Origin of the sequence: Streptomyces sp. NPDC087422, from assembly GCF_044744145.1 — a bacterium.
In the GTDB taxonomy this organism is placed as follows: Bacteria; Actinomycetota; Actinomycetes; order Streptomycetales; family Streptomycetaceae; genus Actinacidiphila.
Genome location: NZ_JBIUXT010000005.1, coordinates 593,187 through 612,380, shown reverse-complemented (window position 1 = coordinate 612,380; position 19,194 = coordinate 593,187). Strand labels below are relative to the sequence as shown.

Annotated in this window: 19 protein-coding genes; 4 read left to right on the top strand and 15 right to left on the bottom strand. The window is 71.8% G+C overall.

Translation table 11 applies throughout. The annotated features are described in order from the left end of the window. Positions 1 to 16 precede the first annotated feature (16 nt). The 10 genes from ACIO6U_RS19845 to ACIO6U_RS19800 all read right to left on the bottom strand — a co-directional run bounded on the left by ACIO6U_RS19845 (position 17) and on the right by ACIO6U_RS19800 (position 9,569). Positions 17 to 1,372, bottom strand: coding sequence for an ammonium transporter (locus tag ACIO6U_RS19845; RefSeq protein WP_391164221.1), 1,356 nt, complete (start codon positions 1,370 to 1,372; stop codon positions 17 to 19). A 79-nt stretch (positions 1,373 to 1,451) separates the two neighbouring features. Further along, positions 1,452 to 2,516, bottom strand: a complete 1,065-nt coding sequence (locus ACIO6U_RS19840) for an urease accessory protein UreD (RefSeq protein WP_401720721.1) — start codon at positions 2,514 to 2,516, stop codon at positions 1,452 to 1,454. Next, complete coding sequence (ureG, locus tag ACIO6U_RS19835) at positions 2,513 to 3,142, bottom strand: urease accessory protein UreG (RefSeq protein WP_355349715.1); 630 nt, start codon at positions 3,140 to 3,142, stop codon at positions 2,513 to 2,515. Before ureG ends, ACIO6U_RS19840 begins: the two co-directional genes overlap by 4 nt. Positions 3,143 to 3,222: 80 nt before the next feature. After that, complete coding sequence (locus ACIO6U_RS19830; protein ID WP_401720944.1) at positions 3,223 to 3,921, bottom strand: urease accessory protein UreF; 699 nt, start codon at positions 3,919 to 3,921, stop codon at positions 3,223 to 3,225. A gap of 74 nt (positions 3,922 to 3,995) precedes the next feature. Next, complete coding sequence (ureC, locus tag ACIO6U_RS19825) at positions 3,996 to 5,720, bottom strand: urease subunit alpha (protein WP_401720717.1); 1,725 nt, start codon at positions 5,718 to 5,720, stop codon at positions 3,996 to 3,998. Further along, positions 5,720 to 6,187, bottom strand: coding sequence for an urease subunit beta (locus ACIO6U_RS19820; protein WP_355349721.1), 468 nt, complete (start codon positions 6,185 to 6,187; stop codon positions 5,720 to 5,722). Before ACIO6U_RS19820 ends, ureC begins: the two co-directional genes overlap by 1 nt. Positions 6,188 to 6,230: 43 nt before the next feature. Further along, a complete protein-coding gene (locus ACIO6U_RS19815; protein WP_401720713.1) occupies positions 6,231 to 7,076 on the bottom strand; it encodes a sirohydrochlorin chelatase in 846 nt (281 codons plus the stop codon). Beyond that, a complete protein-coding gene (locus tag ACIO6U_RS19810; RefSeq protein ID WP_355349727.1) occupies positions 7,073 to 7,378 on the bottom strand; it encodes an urease subunit gamma in 306 nt (101 codons plus the stop codon). The genes ACIO6U_RS19815 and ACIO6U_RS19810 overlap by 4 nt, the downstream gene beginning before the upstream one ends. A 120-nt stretch (positions 7,379 to 7,498) precedes the next feature. Continuing rightward, positions 7,499 to 8,488, bottom strand: coding sequence for an urea transporter (locus ACIO6U_RS19805; RefSeq protein WP_355349730.1), 990 nt, complete (start codon positions 8,486 to 8,488; stop codon positions 7,499 to 7,501). A gap of 547 nt (positions 8,489 to 9,035) precedes the next feature. Next, on the bottom strand, positions 9,036 to 9,569 hold the full coding sequence (locus tag ACIO6U_RS19800) for a TerD family protein (protein ID WP_355349733.1): 534 nt from the start codon (positions 9,567 to 9,569) through the stop codon (positions 9,036 to 9,038). A 363-nt stretch (positions 9,570 to 9,932) separates the two neighbouring features. Here ACIO6U_RS19800 and ACIO6U_RS19795 point away from each other — a divergent pair, with 363 nt between their 5' ends. Next, positions 9,933 to 10,796 (top strand): GH25 family lysozyme, encoded by an 864-nt coding sequence (locus ACIO6U_RS19795; protein WP_401720709.1) that lies wholly within the window; start codon positions 9,933 to 9,935, stop codon positions 10,794 to 10,796. A 143-nt stretch (positions 10,797 to 10,939) separates the two neighbouring features. Here the strand turns inward: ACIO6U_RS19795 and ACIO6U_RS19790 are convergent, their stop codons facing one another. Next, positions 10,940 to 11,194, bottom strand: a complete 255-nt coding sequence (locus tag ACIO6U_RS19790) for a hypothetical protein (RefSeq protein WP_355349739.1) — start codon at positions 11,192 to 11,194, stop codon at positions 10,940 to 10,942. A 102-nt stretch (positions 11,195 to 11,296) separates the two neighbouring features. Then, positions 11,297 to 12,103, bottom strand: a complete 807-nt coding sequence (locus tag ACIO6U_RS19785; RefSeq protein WP_355349769.1) for a VOC family protein — start codon at positions 12,101 to 12,103, stop codon at positions 11,297 to 11,299. Between the two features lie 345 nt (positions 12,104 to 12,448). Between ACIO6U_RS19785 and ACIO6U_RS19780 the strand changes: the two genes are divergently transcribed. From ACIO6U_RS19780 to ACIO6U_RS19770, 3 genes are read left to right on the top strand one after another with little or no spacing between them, the layout of a single operon-like run. Continuing rightward, the gene (locus tag ACIO6U_RS19780) at positions 12,449 to 14,131 is read left to right on the top strand and encodes an FAD-dependent oxidoreductase (RefSeq protein ID WP_355349742.1); all 1,683 of its coding nucleotides are present in this window, start codon (positions 12,449 to 12,451) and stop codon (positions 14,129 to 14,131) included. Next, positions 14,128 to 15,648 carry an ATP-binding protein gene (locus tag ACIO6U_RS19775; RefSeq protein WP_355349745.1) on the top strand — a complete coding sequence of 507 codons (1,521 nt, stop codon included), beginning with the start codon at positions 14,128 to 14,130 and terminating at the stop codon, positions 15,646 to 15,648. Before ACIO6U_RS19780 ends, ACIO6U_RS19775 begins: the two co-directional genes overlap by 4 nt. Next, positions 15,645 to 15,995: a UBP-type zinc finger domain-containing protein gene (locus ACIO6U_RS19770; protein WP_355349748.1), complete on the top strand. Its 351-nt coding sequence runs from the start codon at positions 15,645 to 15,647 to the stop codon at positions 15,993 to 15,995. Before ACIO6U_RS19775 ends, ACIO6U_RS19770 begins: the two co-directional genes overlap by 4 nt. Positions 15,996 to 16,093: 98 nt before the next feature. Here ACIO6U_RS19770 and ACIO6U_RS19765 read toward each other — a convergent pair whose 3' ends face one another. The 3 genes from ACIO6U_RS19765 to ACIO6U_RS19755 form a co-directional block, all read right to left on the bottom strand. Then, positions 16,094 to 17,083: an LAETG motif-containing sortase-dependent surface protein gene (locus tag ACIO6U_RS19765; protein ID WP_401720704.1), complete on the bottom strand. Its 990-nt coding sequence runs from the start codon at positions 17,081 to 17,083 to the stop codon at positions 16,094 to 16,096. 305 nt (positions 17,084 to 17,388) lie between these two features. Beyond that, a complete protein-coding gene (locus ACIO6U_RS19760; RefSeq protein WP_355349754.1) occupies positions 17,389 to 17,805 on the bottom strand; it encodes an ATP-binding protein in 417 nt (138 codons plus the stop codon). Positions 17,806 to 18,012: 207 nt separating this feature from the next. Beyond that, positions 18,013 to 18,903 (bottom strand): D-alanyl-D-alanine carboxypeptidase family protein, encoded by an 891-nt coding sequence (locus tag ACIO6U_RS19755; protein WP_401720701.1) that lies wholly within the window; start codon positions 18,901 to 18,903, stop codon positions 18,013 to 18,015. Between the last annotated feature and the right edge of the window lie 291 nt (positions 18,904 to 19,194).

Genomic DNA, 19,194 nt, shown 5'->3' with positions numbered 1-19,194 from the left:
GGGTACGCGGGCGCGGTCATCGGTCGCGCTCGCGTCGTTCCAGGACGTCGAGGATCTTGTTGACGCGGGCCATGTCGTCGTCCGGGGCCGCCGGGGCGCCCACCCGCGCCGGGTGGCGCGGCTCGTCCAGCCGGGCCCTGACCTCGTCCAGCGTCGCGTTGTCGTACGCGATCTCCTCGTCCCGGCCCGGCACGTCCTCGTACTCCGCCTCGGTACGGAAGCCGACCGTGCGGTTGACGGCCTGGGCGATGAGCCAGGTGACGACGAAGGAGAACGAGCCGCAGGCCAGCACGGCGACGATCTGGCGCCAGAGCAGATCGAGACCGCCGCCGTAGAACAGGCCCTCGCGCCCGCTCATCGCCGAGGTGGCGAACAGGCCGATGGACACCGTGCCGACGATGCCGCCCCAGCCGTGCACGCCGACCACGTCCAGGGTGTCGTCCACGCCGATCTTGAACTTGAGGTTGATGGCGAAGGCGCACACCACACCCGCGGCGAAGCCGATGCACACCGCGCCCAGCGGCGACACCTCACCGCAGGACGGCGTGATGGCGACCATGCCCGCGACGGCCGCGGAGGTGACGCCGAGCATGTCCACGCTGCCCAGCCGCCACTTCTCGATCAGCGGCCAGCCGATCATGGCCGCGCAGGCGGCGAGTTGGGTGTTGAGGAAGGCGGTGGGCGCGGCGCCCGCCACGTGCAGCGCGGATCCCGCGTTGAAGCCGAACCAGCCGAACCACAGCAGGGCCAGGCCGATCACGACCAGCGGCAGATTGTGCGGGCGCACCGGCTGGCGCTCGAAGTCCTTGCGCTTGCGCAGCACGATGGCCGCGGCCAGGCCCGCCGCGCCGGAGTTGAGTTCGACGACGAGACCGCCCGCGAAGTCCAGCGCCTTCAGATGCGCGGACACCCAGCCGTCGGGGGCGAACACCCAGTGCGCCAGCGGTACGTAGACCAGCAGGGTCCAGGCGGCCACGAAGACCAGCCAGCCGCGCATGGTGGCGCGGCCCGCGATGGAACCGCTGATCAGCGCGACGGTGATGATGGCGAACGACATCTGGAAGCAGGAGAACAGCAGCGTGGGGACGCTGCCGTGCAGGTCGGTCATGGTGACGCCGCGCAGGAAGGCGTGGTCGAGGTTGCCGAGCAGGCCCGCGCCGAGGTCGGGGCCGAAGGCGAGGGTGTAGCCGACCGCCAGCCACAGCACGGTCACCAGGGCCAGGCAGACGAAGCTCATCTTGAGCATCACCAGCACGTGCTGGGTGCGGACCATGCCGCCGTAGAAGAAGGCCAGGCCGGGTGTCATCAGCAGCACCATCGCGGTGCTCGCCAGGAGCCAGGCGGTGTCGCCCGTGTTGGCGGTGGCGGCCATGAGCAAGGGGAACTCCTGTGAACGTACGGCGATCGGTCGAGGTCGGCGCCGTTGTCGTCGTCGGCGGGGCGTGCGGGGGTCAGGGCTTGCGCATCGCGGGCGCGGGTACGCCGATCAGCAGCCTGCGTACGGCGTCCCACGCGAGACGCAGCGCGCTCGCGGCGGTCCGCGGGTCGTCGGTGAGCAGCCGCAGCCAGGCCCCGCTGTCGCCGGGCAGCACGCTCACGCCGAAGAGCGCCGGGCTGTCGGCGAGGGCCTCGTGCAGGGTGTCGGCGACGGCCGCGGCCGGTGCGCGCGCGGTGACGACGTAGAAGGTGGACACGATGTCGTGGCCGCCGAGGACGGCCAGGCCGGTCACCGGGGCAGCGCCCGGTTCGAGCCGCATGGCGTCCACGGCGAGGAGCGCGCCGTCGGGGCGCCGGATCTCGACGTCGGAGGCGAAGACCTCGTAGGCGTGGCGCTCGTCGCGCGCCAGGCGGCCCGCGTAGAGCGTCTCGGCGGCCAGGACGGTCGCGGTGGCGTCGGCGGTGACGGTGGTGCGCTGGTAGTAACGGGCCCCGCCGTAGGGGATCGTCGGGTCCGGCAGGTACTCGACGTAGGAGTCGGCTCCGGCGTCGACGGCGACCTGCTGGGTCGCGTAGTCGAACTCCATGCGGTGGACCCTGGTGGCCGTCTGCGTGGTGAGGTGGGTGGCCGCGCCCGGTCCGCAGGTGACGTCGATACGGAGCCGGTCGCCTTGCAGGATGCCGCCGCCGGTCGACATCACCTGTGTGATGGGCAGGTCGGGCCTGGCCGGGTCGTAGTAGAGCGGCCGCATGATCTGGAGCGGGGTCTTCTGGAAGTGGCCGGTCAGTTCCGTCCGTTCGGCGCGGCGCTCGAAGGTCAGCTCCAGCAGCCCGACCTTGCCCGCGTGACCGACCGGCAGGGTGTCGGGCACGGCCGCGTGCCGGCGGACCTCCCGGGGGACGCGCGCGGGCTCGTAGTGCGCCGGGTCCAGCCGGGCGGGGCGCGACGGCGCGACGGCCCGGTCGTCGGAGCCCTTGGTACGCACCGGGTGCTCGGGGCCCTCCGGTTCGGCCACCCGTACGGCCGGCGACGGCGCTTGCCGCGGCGCCCGGGCACGAGCGGCGCCGGTGAGGCTCATACGGCGGCGACCTTGCGGTACGTCTCCAGGAAGGTGGCGATCTCCTCAAGACCCTGCCCGCTCAGGCAGTTGGTGAGGATGACCGGCGCGCCGTCGCGTACCCGGTGCGCGTCGGCCTCCATCACCGACAGGTCGCACCGCACGTACTGGGCGATGTCGATCTTGTTGATGACCAGCAGGTCCGACTCGGTGATGCCGGGACCGCGCTTGCGGGGCATCTTCTCGCCCTCGGCGGTGTCCAGCACGAACAGGAAGAGGTCGACCAGGACCGGGCTGAAGGTGAGGGTGAGGTTGTCGCCGCCGGACTCGAAGAGCAGCGTGTCCACGTCGGGGAAACGGTCCAGCAGTTCCGCGCCCGCCGCCAGGTTCATCGTCGGGTCGTCGCGCACCGCCGTGTGGGGGCACGCTCCGGTCTCCACGCCCACCACCCGCTCGGGGTCGAGCACGCCTTCCAGGGTCCGCCGGACGTGCTGGGCGTCCTCCTGGGTGTAGATGTCGTTGGTGACGACGGCGGGCCGGTGCCCGCGGCTGGTGAGGATCGGCACCAGGGCCTCGATCAGCGCCGTCTTGCCCGATCCCACCGGGCCCGCGATGCCGACGCGCAGGACGTGGCGTTCGTTGTGCATGGGGTGCTGCCTTCCGTCGCTGAATGTGTGTGTCGTGGTGGGGTCCGGCCGTGCGGCCGGAGTCAGAACATGACGGATCGTCAGGTCATGAACAGCCGGGCCTGCGCGCGTTCGTGGCGGCCCGACATGACGTCGGCCATCGGTACGCAGCCCCCGAGGTCTGCCAACTCCGCGGTGAGGGCCCGCGCGACGACCTCTTCGATCACCGGCGCCGTCGCCCGCAGGACGACCTGGGCCCGTACGTGGTCGGTCAGGCGCAGCCGGAGCGCCGCGCCGACGAAGCTGACCGCGAGCGCGAACAGGTCCCCGGTCACCGCCTGTTCCGCGTCCACCCCGGCGGCGGCGTAGACGGCGCCCGCGACCGCCGCCTGCGACCCCGGCGCACCGCCGCCCACCACGAGCGCCGCGTAGCGCTCCAGCACGGGTCCGCCGATCACGGTGCCCGCGATGTCGAGGAGTTGGCGCCCGACGCGGGTGGAGGCCACCCGCATCTCGCGGTTGAGCTTGGCCGCGTGCAACCGCTGGTCGACCCGCGCGACCAGGTCCCAGTCCCCCGCGCACACCGCCCGGTGCGTGAGCACCAGGGCGGTGGCGTCGCAGGGACCGATCCCGTGGCGCAGCAGATCGGCGAGCAGCCCCGGCACGTCGGCCGCCGTCACGGCCTTGGCCTGGGCGAAGCCCTCCAGGCTGTGCGAGAGGGTGTAGAAGCCGCTGGGGAAGGCCGAGTCGGTCAGCTGGAGGCTGACCAGCAGCGCCCCCAGCCGCCCCGGCCGCCCCATGACGGAGTCGGCCGGAGCGTGCGGGGCGGCCGGAGCGTGCGCGTCGTTCGAGGCGTACGCGCCGTTCGAAGACGTCATGCCAGGAAGAACAGTTGGGTGAGCGGCAGTTCGCGGGCGGGGTCGATGGTCGTGGGGACTCCGTCCAGCGTCACCTTGTACGTCTCGGGGTCGACGGTGATCTTCGGCAGGGAGTTGTTGCGGACCATGTGCTGCTTGCCCACCGAGCGGCAGTGCCGTACGGGCAGAATCCTGCTCTCCAGGCCGAGCCGCTCCGGGACACCGCCCGCGATGCCCGCCTGGGACATGAACGAGACCCGGGTGGCCTGCTTGGCGCGGCCCTTCGCGCCGAACATCGGCCGGTAGTAGACCGGTTGCGGGGTGGGCAGCGAGGAGTTGGGGTCGCCCATCTGCGCCCAGTTGACCAGGCCGCCCTTGATGACCATCTTCGGCTTGGCCGCGAAGGCGTTGATCGGCCACAGCACGATGTCCGCGAGCTTGCCCGCCTCCAGCGACCCGATGTGCTCGGCCATGCCCGCCGCGATGGCCGGGTTGATCGTCATCTTCGCGAGGTAGCGCAGCACGCGCAGGTTGTCGTTGCGCTCGCTGTCGCCGTCGAGCTTGCCGCGCTGGTCCTTGCAGTGATGGGCGGTCTGGAAGGCGCGGGTGAAGGACTCGCCGACCCGGCCCATGGCCTGGGAGTCGGAGGAGAAGATGGAGATGACGCCCTCGTCGTGCAGCACCGTCTCGGCCGCGATCGTCTCCGCCCTGACCCGCGAGTCGGCGACGGACACGTCCTCGGGGATGTCGTGGCTGAGGTGATGGCAGACCATCACCATGTCCAGCAGCTCGTCCACCGAGTTCACCGTGTACGGCAGGGTCGGGTTGGTGGACGACGGCAGGACGTTGGGTTCACCGGCGATCCGCATGATGTCCGGGGCGTGCCCGCCGCCGGCGCCCTCGGTGTGGAAGGTGTGGATCGTACGGCCGTCGATCGCGGACAGGGTGTCCTCGAAGAACCCGGACTCGTTGAACGAGTCGGTGTGGATGGCCACTTGCACGTCGTACTCGTCGGCGACCCGTAGCGCGGTGTCGATCACGGCCGGGGTGGTGCCCCAGTCCTCGTGCACCTTCAGACCGCACACCCCGGCCTCGACCTGCTCCACCAGCGCGTCGGGCTGCGAGCCGTTGCCCTTGCCCAACAGCCCGATGTTGACCGGCAGATCCTCGGCCGCCTGGTACATCCGGCCGATGTTCCACGGGCCCGGCGTGCAGGTCGTGCCGTTGGTGCCGTCGGTGGGTCCGGTGCCGCCGCCCACCAGCGTGGTGATCCCGTTGCTCAGCGCCGCCTCGGCCTGCTGCGGGGAGACGAAGTGGATGTGCGTGTCGATGCCGCCGGCCGTCGCGATCAGGCGCTCGCCGGAGATGACCTCGGTGCCGGGACCGATGGTCAGCAGGGGGTGGACGCCGTTCTGGGTGTGCGGGTTGCCGGACTTGCCGACCGCCGCGATGAAGCCGTCCTTGACGCCGATGTCGCCCTTGACCACGCCCAGCACCGGGTCCAGCACGACCACGTTGGTGATGACCAGGTCCAACGCGCCCTGGGCGGCGGTGGCCTGCGGGTCCTGGGCCATGCCGTCACGGATGCTCTTGCCGCCGCCGTAGACGGCCTCGTCGCCGTAGAGGCCCTCGTTGAAGTCCTTCTCGACCTCGACGACGAGGTTGGTGTCGGCGAGGTGGAAGCGGTCGCCGACGGTCGGGCCGTACAGGTCCGTGTACTGCTTGCGCGGGAGCGTCGCCATCACCGGTCACCCTTCGTCTTGTTCTTCGCGCTCTTCGCGCCCTTGTCGTTCTTCGCGGCGCCGTCGGCGGCGGCGCTCTTGCCCGCGCCGCCCGCGGTGTCCCCCGTCGCGCCCTTGAACCCCAGGGCGACGGCGCGGGCTTCGGCGGCGATCCGGGTGGTGGCCGAGTTCAGGCCGCCGTTGACGAGGCCGCTGAAGCCGACCAGCCGCCGGTGGCCGCCGAATTCGGTCAGCGTCACCTCCCGTGAGTCGCCGGGCTCGAAGCGCACCGAGGTGCCCGCGGGGATGTCCAGGTGCATTCCGTACGCGGCCTCGCGGTCGAACTCCAGGGCCCGGTTGGCCTCGAAGAAGTGGTAGTGCGAGCCGACCTGGACCCCGCGGTCACCGGTGTTCGACACGGTGACCGTGGCCGTGGCGCGGCCGGCGTTGATCTCGACGGGATCATCGCCGTACAAGTAATTCGGCATGGCTGGTCTCTCTTTCTCGCGGGAACGGCGGCAACCGGTCGGTTCAGTGCGGGAGATGGGCGTGCGGGTGGCTGTGGGTGTGCGCACCTGGTGCGGATGGTGCGGAGGTGTCCGCGTGCGTGTGGGCGAAGCCGTGGCCGTGTTCGGCGTCCAGGCCCGCGGCGACGCCGTCGTCGCCGTGCGCCAGCCGGTGCAGGGCCTCGGTGCGGCGGGCCGCGACGACCCCCTCGACGGCCGCCCGGCTCAGCAGCGGGCCGCCGTCGACCGCGCCCGCGACCGGCGGGGACGACGTGGCGGGCGGCCCGAACCCGGCCGACAGCAGCAGCACGTCCTCGGCGCCGAGCCGTCGGCAGCGCTCCACGCCCTGCGGCACATCGGGGTCGCCGTCGGTGAAGGCGACCTCGACCCAGCGGTGGCCGCCGTACTGGCGCACCAGCCGGGCCACCCGGAACAGCTCGGCGTCGGCGAACGGGTCGGCGGCGGGCGCGGTGACCAGGACGGCGGTAGCGTCCCCCGCGCCCCGGCCCGCGGCGGCGCGCAGCCAGCCGACCAGGTGGTCCTGGGTGCCGAAGGGCGCGCCCAGCACCGTACGTCCGCTGCCGCCGCCCTCCTGCGCCCAGCGCAGCGACCGCGCCGCCTCGGCGACCAGCGCGCGGTCGCGGCCCAGCGTCATCGGGATCACGCAGACCGGTGCGTCACGCTCGGCGAGCAGGCGGGCGACCGCCTGGGTGAGGGGCGCGCCTGCCGGCACCACGGTGTACGTGTCCCCGGCGCCGCTCCCGGCCCACGGCGCGAGGTCGCGGGCGGCGGCGCTCTCGTGCCCGCCGACGAGCACCACGCTCGCGGCGGCGGCCGGGGTGCGCACAGTGACGGGGCTCGGCGCCGTCATGCCCCGACCGGGTCGTGACAGGACACCAGCTTGGTGCCGTCGACGAATCCGGCCTCCACCTGGAGCAGCGGCAGCATGTCGCGTACGCCCGGCATCACGTCACCGGCGGCGACGACCTGCTTGCCCAGCTCCATGCACTCCGCGACGGAGCGCCCGTCGCGCGCGGCCTCCAGGATGGCCTCGCTGATCAGCGCGCATGCCTCGCTGTAGTTCAGCTTCACACCGCGGTCACGGCGCTTGCGGGCCAGATCGGCCACCACGTAGATGAGGAGCTTGTCGACTTCGCGAGGGGCGAGGTTCATCCGTTCACTCTCTTCTTGGGCTCTTCGGCTCTTCGGTTGGGCTCTTCGGCTTCAGGGGTACGGACAGGGGGCGGGAGGCCGCCCGAGGGTGATCACATACGGGCGGTCACATACGGGCGGTCACGTGCGGCGCAGGCGCGGGATCGAGGGGACGGCGGCGACGAAGACCACGGCGGTCAGCACGAACGGCCAGGTGAGGGCGTGTCCGCCGAAAGGCGCGACGATGTTGTCGAGGGCGGCGGTCACCACCGTCGCCACCCCTGCGCCGCCGATGGCGTAGACCAGGCTCCAGGGACCGGGCGCGATGAACACCCCGCACAGCGCCATCGCCACCAGGACCGCGTTGTACCCCAGCAGCCCCTGGCCGACCTCGGCCGCCGGTGCGCCGAGCAGGACCGCGACGGCCAGCGCGGTCGCGCTCCCCACACACGCCATCGCCGCCGCCAGCCGGTTGGCCAGCGCGATGCCGATGAGGAACATCAGGCCGACGTACCACTGGGACATGAAGAAGATCTGGCCGAAGCTGGAGAGGAAGGCGTGCCAGGTCTGATCCCACGTCAGCGCGGTCCGGCCGCTCGCGGTCGCGGGCAGGGCGGCGAGGCTGTGCCCCTGGTGCCACGCCTTCTCGAATCCCGGCGCCCCGACGGTCATGACGGTGGTGACCAGGCAGAACGGAATGGTGAACGTCGGTACGTCCCAGGTCCCCAGCATGATCGCCAGGGCCGTCGTCACCACGACCACCAGGCTGGAGGCGAAGACGGCGAGCAGGAACGTCGACCAGTGGCCGGGGCCGAGGAAGACCGAGAAGCCGGTGCCGACCAGGCAGCCGTTGAACCCCCGCAGCCCCGCGCCGACCAGCGCGTGCTCGATGCCCAGCGCGTGGGCCGTCGCGGTGGCGACCGCCGCGCCCAGCAGCCCGTACACCCCGTGCTGCCAGCCCGAGACGAACAGCGCCGCGAGGAACACCGCCCCGCACAGCGCGCTCGGCATGAAGTCCACCTGCGCGATGCCGCGCAGCACCTCCATCCCGAACGACACCGGAGGGCGGTTCTCCAGACGCCCCAGCGTGCCGCCGCCGCTGCCATCGCTCGGTCCGGCCTTGTCGGACATGCAGATTTCCACGCCTTCGGTCAGAACGGCCAGGTGCGACCCGTGCGCCGTGCATCCGGACAACCGATCAGCACAGATCCGTCCACAAAAGGACGAATCGGTGTAATCAGACCAACATCACGGAAGCTAGCAGCGCCGGAGCCGCGCCCGGCGCCGACATGATGGCGTCTTCACCCATTCGGCGACTTATGTGATGACGTGTCCGCTGACCGGCCGCGCGTAATTTCCGCCCACAGGACGCCAGTTGCCGTCCCGCTCGCGCCTTCTCCGGGCGTGCGGCCACCTCCCGCGATCCGCGGGCAGGCCGACGCGCGCCCCGGCTCGTCGCGGATGAGCGGCGCGGGGCGCTCCGCACGGGCGTCCGGCCCTGGTCGCGGGGCTCACCCCCGGCAACGCCGCGGATCATGGGCGGTCCAGGCGGCGCCTGGCGCGTGCGAGCGCAAGGCGCCGGGACGGCCTCATAGCGGAGCTACTCGGGTATTCCGGCAACGCGGCGGGCGTGCGCGCCAGGGGTCGAAGGGGCCGTTCGTGATCCGCCGGACAGGCCCTAGGCGGCCCCGCCGCCCATCAGCCGTCCGAAGGCGGCCGGATCGGCGTCGTATCCGCGGACGTTCCGGTGGAACCGCCACTCCCCCGCGTCCCCGCGGGTGAATTCGGCGACGGTCGCGGCGGTGGCGTCGGCCACGTCGGCGAAGTCGTACTCCAGGAGGGCGTTGTATCCCTCCAGTAACCGGATGTCGGGGTTCGCCGCCTGGCCGAAGGTGAGCCGGCCGTCGCGCTGCTGGATGGCGACGCCCACCACGACGCGGCCGTACGAGGCCGACAGCCGGTCGAGTTCGATGGTCATGCTCTCATCGGCGCCGAAGCCCTTGCCGGTCTTGCTGTCGCGGTTCAAGGTGATGGTGCCGTCGGGCGAGCGGCTGTCGAAGTACACGAGGTACGCGGGCTCGCCGTGCCGGTCGTCCGTGGCGAACGTCGCGGCGATCAGGTCGAGATCGGTGTCGGGCGAGCCCAACGGACTCGGATCCCACCGCAGTTGGACCTCGATCTTCCCGCTGCCCTTGTTGAGGCTGCTGCTCACCGGGTCTCCCCCTCCTTGGAACCGCGCCGACGTGCGAGAACGTACCGATCGTGCCGGAAGCGAACGCGCCGGATGCACGGGCCGCGCCGCCCGGTCGTCCGCGCCCCGGCCGTGGCCGCGTCGCCGACCGCCGGGGTCCATGCCTCGATTAACCACACCGCCGGGCACGCTGTCCACACCGCCTCCGGCGGCGTCCTGCGTACTTTCACCGCCGGGGCGCGCCGCAGCTCCCGGCCCCGCGTACTGGCATAGACCAATGACGGTCACCGGAGCCCCTTCCGCCCCAGGGTTCTACGCGCGTAACCTCCTTCATTGTCATGGCCACACCACCAAGGAACCACCCCCTCGCCCTTGGAGGCGCACATGGACAACGCCGGACACGACTCCCGGCGCGGGTCGGTGCCACGCCGCGCGCTCGCGGCGATCGGCACGCTGACCGCTCTCCTCGCCCTGTTCGTCGCGGCTCCCGGCGCGGCCACCGCGGCCTCCCCTTCCGGCGGCGGCAGCCCCATCGCACACCCCGAACTGGACTGGATGGGCTCGACCGTCGCGGCCCACGAGGGCCGGTCGAGCGGCGGCGGCACGGTGACCCCGAACGCCGCCCAGACCCTCGGCTTCGACGTGAGCCACTACCAGGGCGCCGTCAACTGGGCGGGCGCGTACGCCAACGGCGCCCGGTTCGCCTATATGAAGGCCACCGAGGGCACGACCTTCCGTGACCCCAACTTCTCGGCGAACTACACGGGTTCGTACAACGCGGGCTTCATCCGCGGCGCCTACCACTTCGCGAACCCCAACGCCTCGACGGGCGCGGCCCAGGCCGACTACTTCGTCGCGCACGGCGGCGGTTGGTCCAAGGACGGCAAGACGCTGCCGCCCATGCTGGACATCGAGTACGGGCCGTCGTCCACCTGCTGGGGGCTGAGCCAGGCCGCGATGCGTACCTGGATCACGTCGTTCATCAACGAGGTGCACGCCAAGACCACCCGCTGGGCGACGATCTACACCACGACCAACTGGTGGACGACCTGCACGGGCAACACCTCCGCCTACTCGGCCAACGACCCGCTGTTCATCGCGCGGTACGCCTCCAGCGTCGGCACCCTGCCGGCCGGCTGGCCGTTCTACACCTTCTGGCAGCACGCCGACTCCGGCGTCTTCCCCGGTGACCAGGACTACTTCAACGGGGCGTTGAGCGGACTGCGCAATCTCGCCAACAACACCTGAGCGCACGACGCACGAGCGCACGACGTACGAGCGGGCGGCACCCGAGCGGGCACGACGGCGGCCCCGCGCCCACGGCAGGGAGGAACCGTGGGCGCGGGGCCGCCGCACGCGCGGACGCGGGCCGTCAGCGGACGGCCGCGACGTCAGTGGGAGCTGTGGTGGCCCTCGAACGCGTAGCCGCCACCGGCCTCGAAGCCACCGATCTCACCCTTGACGGTGGTGATCCCGTACGGGCCGCCGAGGTTGGTCTTCTCGAAGCCGGCGAAGCCGCCCGCGGTGTGGAAGCCGCCCATCCCGGCGTGACCGCCGTCGTGCGAGACGGCGGCGGCGGCCGGAACAGCCGACATGAGCCCGGCGGCGGAAACGGCGGCGACGGTGATGGCGATACGACGAAGCATGTCACTCTCCTGTGTGTTGGTGGGTGAGCCTTCACCGTGACCCGGTACCGCCCGGCCCGCACCTCGTCGCGCGCACACGGCTGACGGACGGCCCCGAACGGGCTACGTGACCTCCGGCGCGGTCAGCGTGAACAGTCCGCCGTCCGGGTCACGGACGACCGCCGACTCCCCCGCGGGGCCCGCGTGGTGCGCCACGACACCGCCGCCGTTGGCGCGGACCGCCCGCAGCGCGGCGGGCAGGTCGCGCAGGGTGAAGAAGACCTCCCAGTGCGGGCGCTCGACGGGGTCGGGCGCGGCCTGGACGGCACCGCGGCCGAGCCGGGCCACGACCCGCCCCGCGCTGCGAAGCACCACCTCGTCGCCCTCGTACGCCACCTCGCAGGCGCCGGGCCGGTCGCTGGCCCACAGCAGCACCTCGCCGTAGAAGATGGCCGCCTCGAACGGGTCGGGGGTGCGCAGCCGCAGCCACACCGGCTGCTCGTCGCGCCAGCGCGGCCAGGATTCGGAGAGCAGGCCCTCCCAGATGCCGAAGACGGCGCCGTTGCGGTCGGCGGCCAGGGCCGCGCGGCCGGATTCGAAGGCGATCGGGCCGACGGCGACGGTGCCGCTGCGCTCCCTGATCCTGGCCGCGGTCTCGTCGGCGTCCTCGACCGCGAAGTACGGCGTCCAGGCGACGGGCACCTGCCAGGCGGAGGCCAGCTCGGCGATGCCCGCCACCGGCCTGCCGTCGTCCAGCGCGACGCTGAACCGGCCGCCCAGCTTCGTCCCGCGGTAGGTCCAGCCCAGGACCGCCGCGTAGAAGCGGTGGGTCGCGGCCAGGTCGCGCGAGGTCAGGCTGACCCAGCACGGCGCGCCGAAGACGGCGTCGCTGGATGTCGCGCCCGTCCCGGGGCGCGGGCTCTGGCGCATGGACACGGCAATCACCACCTGACGGGTTCGACGCGGGGCCGGACGCGTTCCCGCGGGCCGCCGGGTCGGCGGGGCGGATCGTCCTGGTCCGTCCCTCAGTGTGCCGTCGATGGGCCCGGACCTCCTGTCGAGCCGGTCGGACCGTCACGCTCCGTGGTGCCCGGCGCCTGACAGTGAGCGCGTACGGCGCGGCGGCCGGGGGTCTCCGAGGCGCCGCCGGGCGCGTCCTCCGAGGGCGAACACGGTGGAACTGCGGGTGGCAGGCCGCGTACCTAGGATGGGAGTGGCGGGCCCCGGCGCCATGCCGTGGCCCGGCACCGGTGATCCGCACGAATGGGGGCATGGATGCTGGGGACAGAGCCCAGCGGCGCGACACGGACCGTGATCGTGACCGTCGACGACGATCCCTCGGTGTCGCGTGCGGTCGCACGCGACCTGCGGCGGCGTTACGGCGAGGAGCACCGGATCGTCCGGGCGGAGTCCGGGGAGTCGGCGCTGGAGGCGCTGCGCGAGATGCGGCTGCGCGGTGACGCGGTCGCGGTGATCCTGGCGGATTACCGGATGCCCGCGATGAACGGCATCGAATTCCTCGAACGGGCGATGGATGTGTATCCGGGCGCCCGCCGGGTGCTGCTGACGGCGTACGCCGACACGGGCGCGGCCATCGACGCCATCAATGTGGTGGACCTCGACCACTATCTGCTCAAGCCCTGGGACCCGCCGGAGGAGAAGCTGTACCCGGTGGTGGACGCGCTGCTCGACGCCTGGCGCGCCTCGGACCACCGGCCGGTGCGGGAGACGAAGGTCATCGGCCACCGCTGGTCGGCGCGGTCGTCCGGGGTCCGCGAATTCCTGGCGCGCAATCAGGTGCCGTATCACTGGTACGCCTCGGACGAGCCGGAGGGCCAGAAGCTGCTGGCCGCCGCGGACGAGGACGGGGTACGGCTGCCGGTGGTGATCACCCCGGACGGCAAGCCGCTGGTGGAGCCCACCGACCAGGATCTGGCCAGCAGTGTCGGTCTGGCGACGACGCCCTCGGCGCGCTTCTACGACCTGGTGGTCATCGGCGGCGGCCCCGCCGGTCTCGGCTCCGCGGTCTACGGCGCGTCCGAGGGGCTGCGGACCGTGCTGGTGGAGCGCACCGCGACCGGCGGGCAGGCGGGGCAGAGCTCCCGGATCGAGAACTACCTGGGCTTCCCCGACGGGGTCTCCGGCGGGCAGCTCACCGACCGCGCGCACCGGCAGGCCACCCGCTTCGGCGCCGAGATCCTGACCGCGTGCGAGGTCACGGGGCTCGAGGTCAGCGGCTCGGCGCGGACCGTGACCTTCGCCGACGGCTCCGCGGTCTCGGCGCACACGGTGATCCTGGCGACCGGCGTGTCCTACCGGCAGCTCGACGCGCCCGGCGTGTCGGAGCTGACGGGCCGCGGTGTGTTCTACGGTTCCGCGCTGACCGAGGCGGCCCGCTGCCAGGAGCAGGACGTGTACATCGTCGGCGGGGCGAATTCCGCCGGGCAGGCCGCGGTGTATCTGGCCAGGGGCGCCAAGTCCGTGACGATCCTGGTCCGGGGCGACTCGCTGACCTCGTCCATGTCGCACTATCTGGTGCAGCAGATCGGGGCCACCCCGGCGATCAAGGTGCGTACGCGCACGGAGGTCGTGTCCGCCGAGGGCGAGGACCATCTGGAGCGGATCACGCTGCGCGACACCACGACCGGCCTGACCGAGACGGTCGACGCGGGCTGGCTCTTCGTGTTCATCGGCGCCGCCCCGCTGACGGACTGGCTGGACGGGGTGGTGCTGCGCGACGAACGCGGGTTCGTCGTGGCCGGTCCCGATCTGGCGCCGCCGGGCGAACGCCCGGTGGACTGGCCGCTGGAGCGGCCCCCGTACCACCTGGAGACCAGCGTGCCGGGGGTGTTCGTGGCCGGTGACGCGCGCGCCGAGTCCGCCAAGCGGGTGGCGTCCGCGGTCGGCGAGGGCGCCATGGCCGTCATGCTCGTCCACCGATACCTGGAGCGGCTATGAGCGTCCAGTACCTGCCGTGCGACGTGGCCGAGCTGCGCTCGCTCTTCTTGTTCGAGAAGCTGACCGACGACCAGTTGGACTGGCTGTGCCGCAAGGGCCGGGTGCAGATGGAGGAGCCGGGCGCCGTCTATCTGGAGGGCGAGCCCGCGACCTGCTTCTACGTGCTGCTCGAAGGCACGGTGGTGATGTCGCGCCGGGTGGGCGCCGACGACGTGGAGGTCTCGCGCACCTCGGACCGCGGGGTCTACGCGGGCGCCTTCCAGTCGTATCTGGGCGACCGGGTGCCGCAGGTCTACAACAGCTCGCTGCGGGTCACCGAGCCGTCGCGCTTCTACGTGCTGTCGGCGGACCACTTCGCCGAGCTGATGCGCGAGTGGTTCCCGATGGCCGTGCACATGCTGGAGGGGCTGTTCTTCGGCAACCGCAGCACCAAGCAGGCCATCGGCCAGCGTGAGCGGCTGCTGGCCCTGGGGTCGCTGTCGGCCGGTCTCACCCACGAGTTGAACAATCCGGCCGCGGCGGCGCTGCGGGCCACGGCCACGCTGCGCGAGCGGGTGGCCGGGATGCGGCACAAACTCGGCATGATCGCCGGGGGGCCGCTCGACCGGGCCACGCTCGCGACGCTGATCGAGCTCCAGGAGCGGGCGGTCGAGCAGTCCGCGAAGGCCGTGCAGCTCACCCCGATGGAGACCTCGGACCGCGAGGACGCCATCTCCGACTGGCTCGACGACCACGGCGTGACGGCCGGGTGGGACCTCGCGCCGAATTTCGTGCAGGCCGGGCTCGACACGGACTGGCTGGAGCGGGTGGCCGCGACGGTCACGCCCGACACCCTCGACAGCGCGATGCGGTGGCTGAACTACACCGTCGAGACCGAGCTGCTGATGAACGAGATCCAGGACTCCACGGCCCGGATCTCGACCCTGGTCAACGCGGCGCGGCAGTATTCGCAGCTCGACCGGGCGCCGTACCAGGTGGTGGACGTGCACGAGTTGCTGGAGAGCACGCTGCACATGCTGACCGGAAAATTCGGTCCGGGCATCAAGGTGGTCAAGGACTTCGACCGTACGCTGCCGAAGATCCCCGGCTATCCGGGTGAGCTGAACCAGGTGTGGACCAATCTCATCGACAACGCGGTGGCCGCGATGGAGGGGACGGGCACGCTGACGGTGCGTACGGCGCTGGACCGCGAGCAGCTTCTGGTCGAGTTCCGTGACACCGGAGCCGGTATCGCTCCGGAGATCCGGGAAAGGATCTTCGAGCCGTTCTTCACCACCAAGCCGGTGGGCGAGGGCACGGGGCTGGGACTCGACATCTCCTGGCGCATCGTGGTGAACAAGCACCACGGCGACCTCCAGGCGGAGTCGGTGCCCGGCGACACCCGTTTCCTGGTCCGCCTGCCGCTCACGGCGGAGCAGCCGGAGGCCGCACCTGATGCCGCGTCCGACGCCCGGCCGGAGGCGGCACCGCAGGCCAGCTCCGACAGTCCGTCCGACAATCAGCGGGAGCCGTCATGACGACCACCCCAGGTATCGACCCCACCGCCCGGCCCAGCGGGGCCGGTTGCGCCGACTGCGACGCGGCGGGCGGCTGGTGGTTCCATCTGCGCCGCTGCGCCCAGTGCGGGCACATCGGCTGCTGCGACTCGTCGCCCGCGCAGCACGCGAGCGCGCACTCGGCGGCCACCGGCCATCCGATCATGCGGACCTTCGAGCCGGGCGAGGACTGGTTCTGGGACTTCACGACCGACGCGTACGTCGAGACCGACGTGGCGCTGGCCCCGCCGCAGAGCCGTCCGGCCGACCAGCCGGTGCCGGGCCCGGCCGGCCGGGTCCCGGCGGACTGGCGCGCCCACCTCAACTGAGCGGCGGACGCGCCGAGTCGGCGTACCGCGCGGACCGGCGTACGTCGGGCGGGAGCACGTCGTCACGGCGTGCTCCCGGCCCGCGTACGCCGGATCCGTCAGCGGTGGGCGCTGCTGTTGCGGCGGCGGGTGAAGTAGACCGCGCCCGCGCCGAGGACCAGCAGGGCGGCGCCGCCGCCCGCGAAGGCCACGGTCTGCGAGCCGTTGCCGCCGGTCTCGGCCAGGTCACCGCTGGAGGTGTCGGAGGCCGGCTCCACGACCGGCGAGCCGACCGGGCCCGCGGAGTTCGTGGGCGACGCCGTCGGTGACGTGGTGTCGTCGACGACCGGGGCGCTGGAGCTCGGCGTCGTCGACGGAGTGTCGGACGGGGTCTCCGACGGCGATTCCGACGGGGTGTCGGTGACGGAGTCCGTCGGGGACGGGCTGGTCGTCTCGCTGTCCGAGGGCTCGGGCGAGGTGGTGGTCGAGTCGCTGGGCTCGGGGCTGTCCGTCGTCTCGCTGGGGGACGGGGACGGGGAGTCGGTCACCGAGTCGCTGGGCGACGGGGACGGGGTGGAGCACGGCGCGCTGCCGTTCCACGCCGTGATCAGGTTCTCGGGGGTCGCGGAGTACGGGTAGCGCGGCAGCTTGCCGTGGCCCTTGCCCTCGCCGCCGTCGTACTTGATGCCGTTGCCGTACAGGTCGATCTGGCCGAAGCAGGACGGCGCGTAGGCGCTGACGTCCAGGGTGGCCCGGGTGTTCTTGTGGTCGAGCTGGGTGGTGTCCCAGCCGAGGAACGCCTGCGTGCCCGAGGTGTCCCAGGTGGGGCCCTCGGCGCTGTAGGAGGCGAGCGAGACGACGTACGTGCAGCCCTTGTTGACCTTGTCCGTCAGCCGGACCGTGATCTTCGTCGGGGCCGGGTCGTTGATCCGGCCGTTGTCGGACCAGGTCTTCCCGCCGTCCTCGGAGTGCTCGATGTGCGACCGGCCGCAGTTGTTCTTGTCGTTGCCGGACGCCTGCGCCGTACCGACGCCCGCCAGCGTGACGGCGGCGGTGAGCGAGCCGAGGCCGACCACGCCTATGGCTCGTCTGGTGATGGAACGCTGCACTGAATCTGCTCCCTGCACTGTGAACGGGCAGCGGAGGCAGGCGGAGCGGGTCGGACCCTACGCCGTGCGCGAGACTCGTGCCCGGTGGCCTGCGATGGAGTCTCGCCGCCGACGATGATCGGCCTGTTGGCCGGTGACCGAGTATGCCCGTGCGGGGGACGGTCTGTACAGCGCGAAAACGCCGTTTTCGCGGCTTTGCGGTCGGATTATCGCCCTGCGAATGTGTCGCCGCACTGATACCGAAATGGGGCGGCGTTCACGGGAGTTCCCAGGAGTTGACTGGAGTTCACCCGCGGCGGGGCGCTTCACCAGGAGTGCGTGCAGGTGCCGCCGGGCGCGTGGAAGCAGGCGGTGACGGTCTTTCCGTCGGGGCGCGGGTGGGCCTCCCACTCGTCGGCGAGCGCGTCCACGATGGCCATGCCCCGGCCGTGGGTGCGCTCCTCGTCGGGCGCCTTCTCGGCGGGCAGCATGTCGGAGGAGTCACTGACGCTCAGGTGCAGGCAGCAGCCGTCCCAGACCATGACGACCTGGGCCTCGCTGTGCGCGTGCACGTGGGCGTTGGTGACGAGTTCGGAGACGGTCAGGACGACGGAGTCCGCCGTGTCGGGCGCCTGCGTGCTCCAGCCGAGCACGTCCAGGTGCTCGCGCGCCCACTCGCGCCCGGCCCTGACGCCGTACGAGACAGGGAACGACCTGGCCCAGCCGACTGCTTTCACGGACATCTCGCACGCTCCCGCACCGAGTCGTTGTGTGCTCGCCGACCGAGCCCCGGCTCCGGTGACGGTCGGGGCCCCCGGCCGCCATGCCGGTGGGGCGATGGGCGGCCGGGCGCGGTCCCCTGCGAGTCCCCTGCGGGGGATGAACGTCCCCTACCCCCGCCCGCGAACGCCATGCCGGGCAGGTGGCGGGAGGCTTCCCGCCCCGTACCGCTACCCCTTCAGCGCGTAGTCCATCAGCTTCCGCGCGTCCGCCGTGCGGGCCGCCTGCGTCGGGGCGGCGAGCACCGTGCCGATGACGGTCCTCTTGCCGCGGGTGGCCGCGAAGACCAGGCAGAACAGGGACACGGGCCCGGATCCGGTCTTGACCCCGGCGGCGCCGCGATAACTCCCGAGCAGCGTGTCGGTATTGGTCCACGTCATGGTGCGGTGGCCGCCGTTCTTCATCGCGACGCTCTGCCGGACCGACTTCGTCTTCACCACGGCACGGAACGTGGGGTATCGCATCGCGCTGCTCGCGATCCTCGTCAGATCGCGCGGAGTCGAGTAATTCGATCCGTTGCCGACGCCGTCGAACGAGTCGAAGTGGGTGTTCCTCAGACCGATGCCCTTCGCCGTGGAGTTCATCCTCGCGATGAACGACTTCACGCGGGCGGCCCGCGTCGGGCCGCTGCCGAAGGTGTCGGCCAGCGCGTACGCCGCGTCGCAGCCGGACGGCAGCATCATCGCGTACAGCAACTGCCGGACGGTGGGCCGGTCGCCGACGACCAGACCGCCCGACGACGCGCGCTTGGCCACCACGTAGTCGTGGTACGCCTTCTGGACGGTGACCTGCGCGTTCAGGTCGAGGCGTCTGTCGGCCAGCACCACCCGGGCCGTCATGACCTTGCTGGTCGATCCGGTGGAACGGCGGGTGTCCGCGGCCTTCGTGAACAGTGTCCGGCCGGTGCCGTCGTCCATCGCGAAGCCGCCCTTGGCGACGATCGCGGGGGCGGCGGTCCGGGACGCCGTCGCCTCGGGCGCCGGGGTCGCTTCGACGCGGGCCGGGACCGCGAGCCCGGTGGACGCCAGAACGGCCCCTGCCGTGAGGGCCGCCACGGACATGCGACGAATGATATTACTGCCGGTTTTCACGACGAATACTCCAACGGTCAACCCTGCGCGGGCGTTCAAGAACGCGACTCGACCAGGGGATGCGCGGGCGGACCCGATGGATGTACGCGCGACGACCAATTCACCCGCACGCCGTACGTTCCGGCGGATCGGCGTAGCACGATCTTCTGATCCGACCATGTGATCCGGCGTCCTGATCCGGCGTACTGATCCGACATTCTGATCCGGCGTTCTCGTCGGCGAATCTCGGCCGACCCCGCCGCAATCGCACGGCTCCGGCCC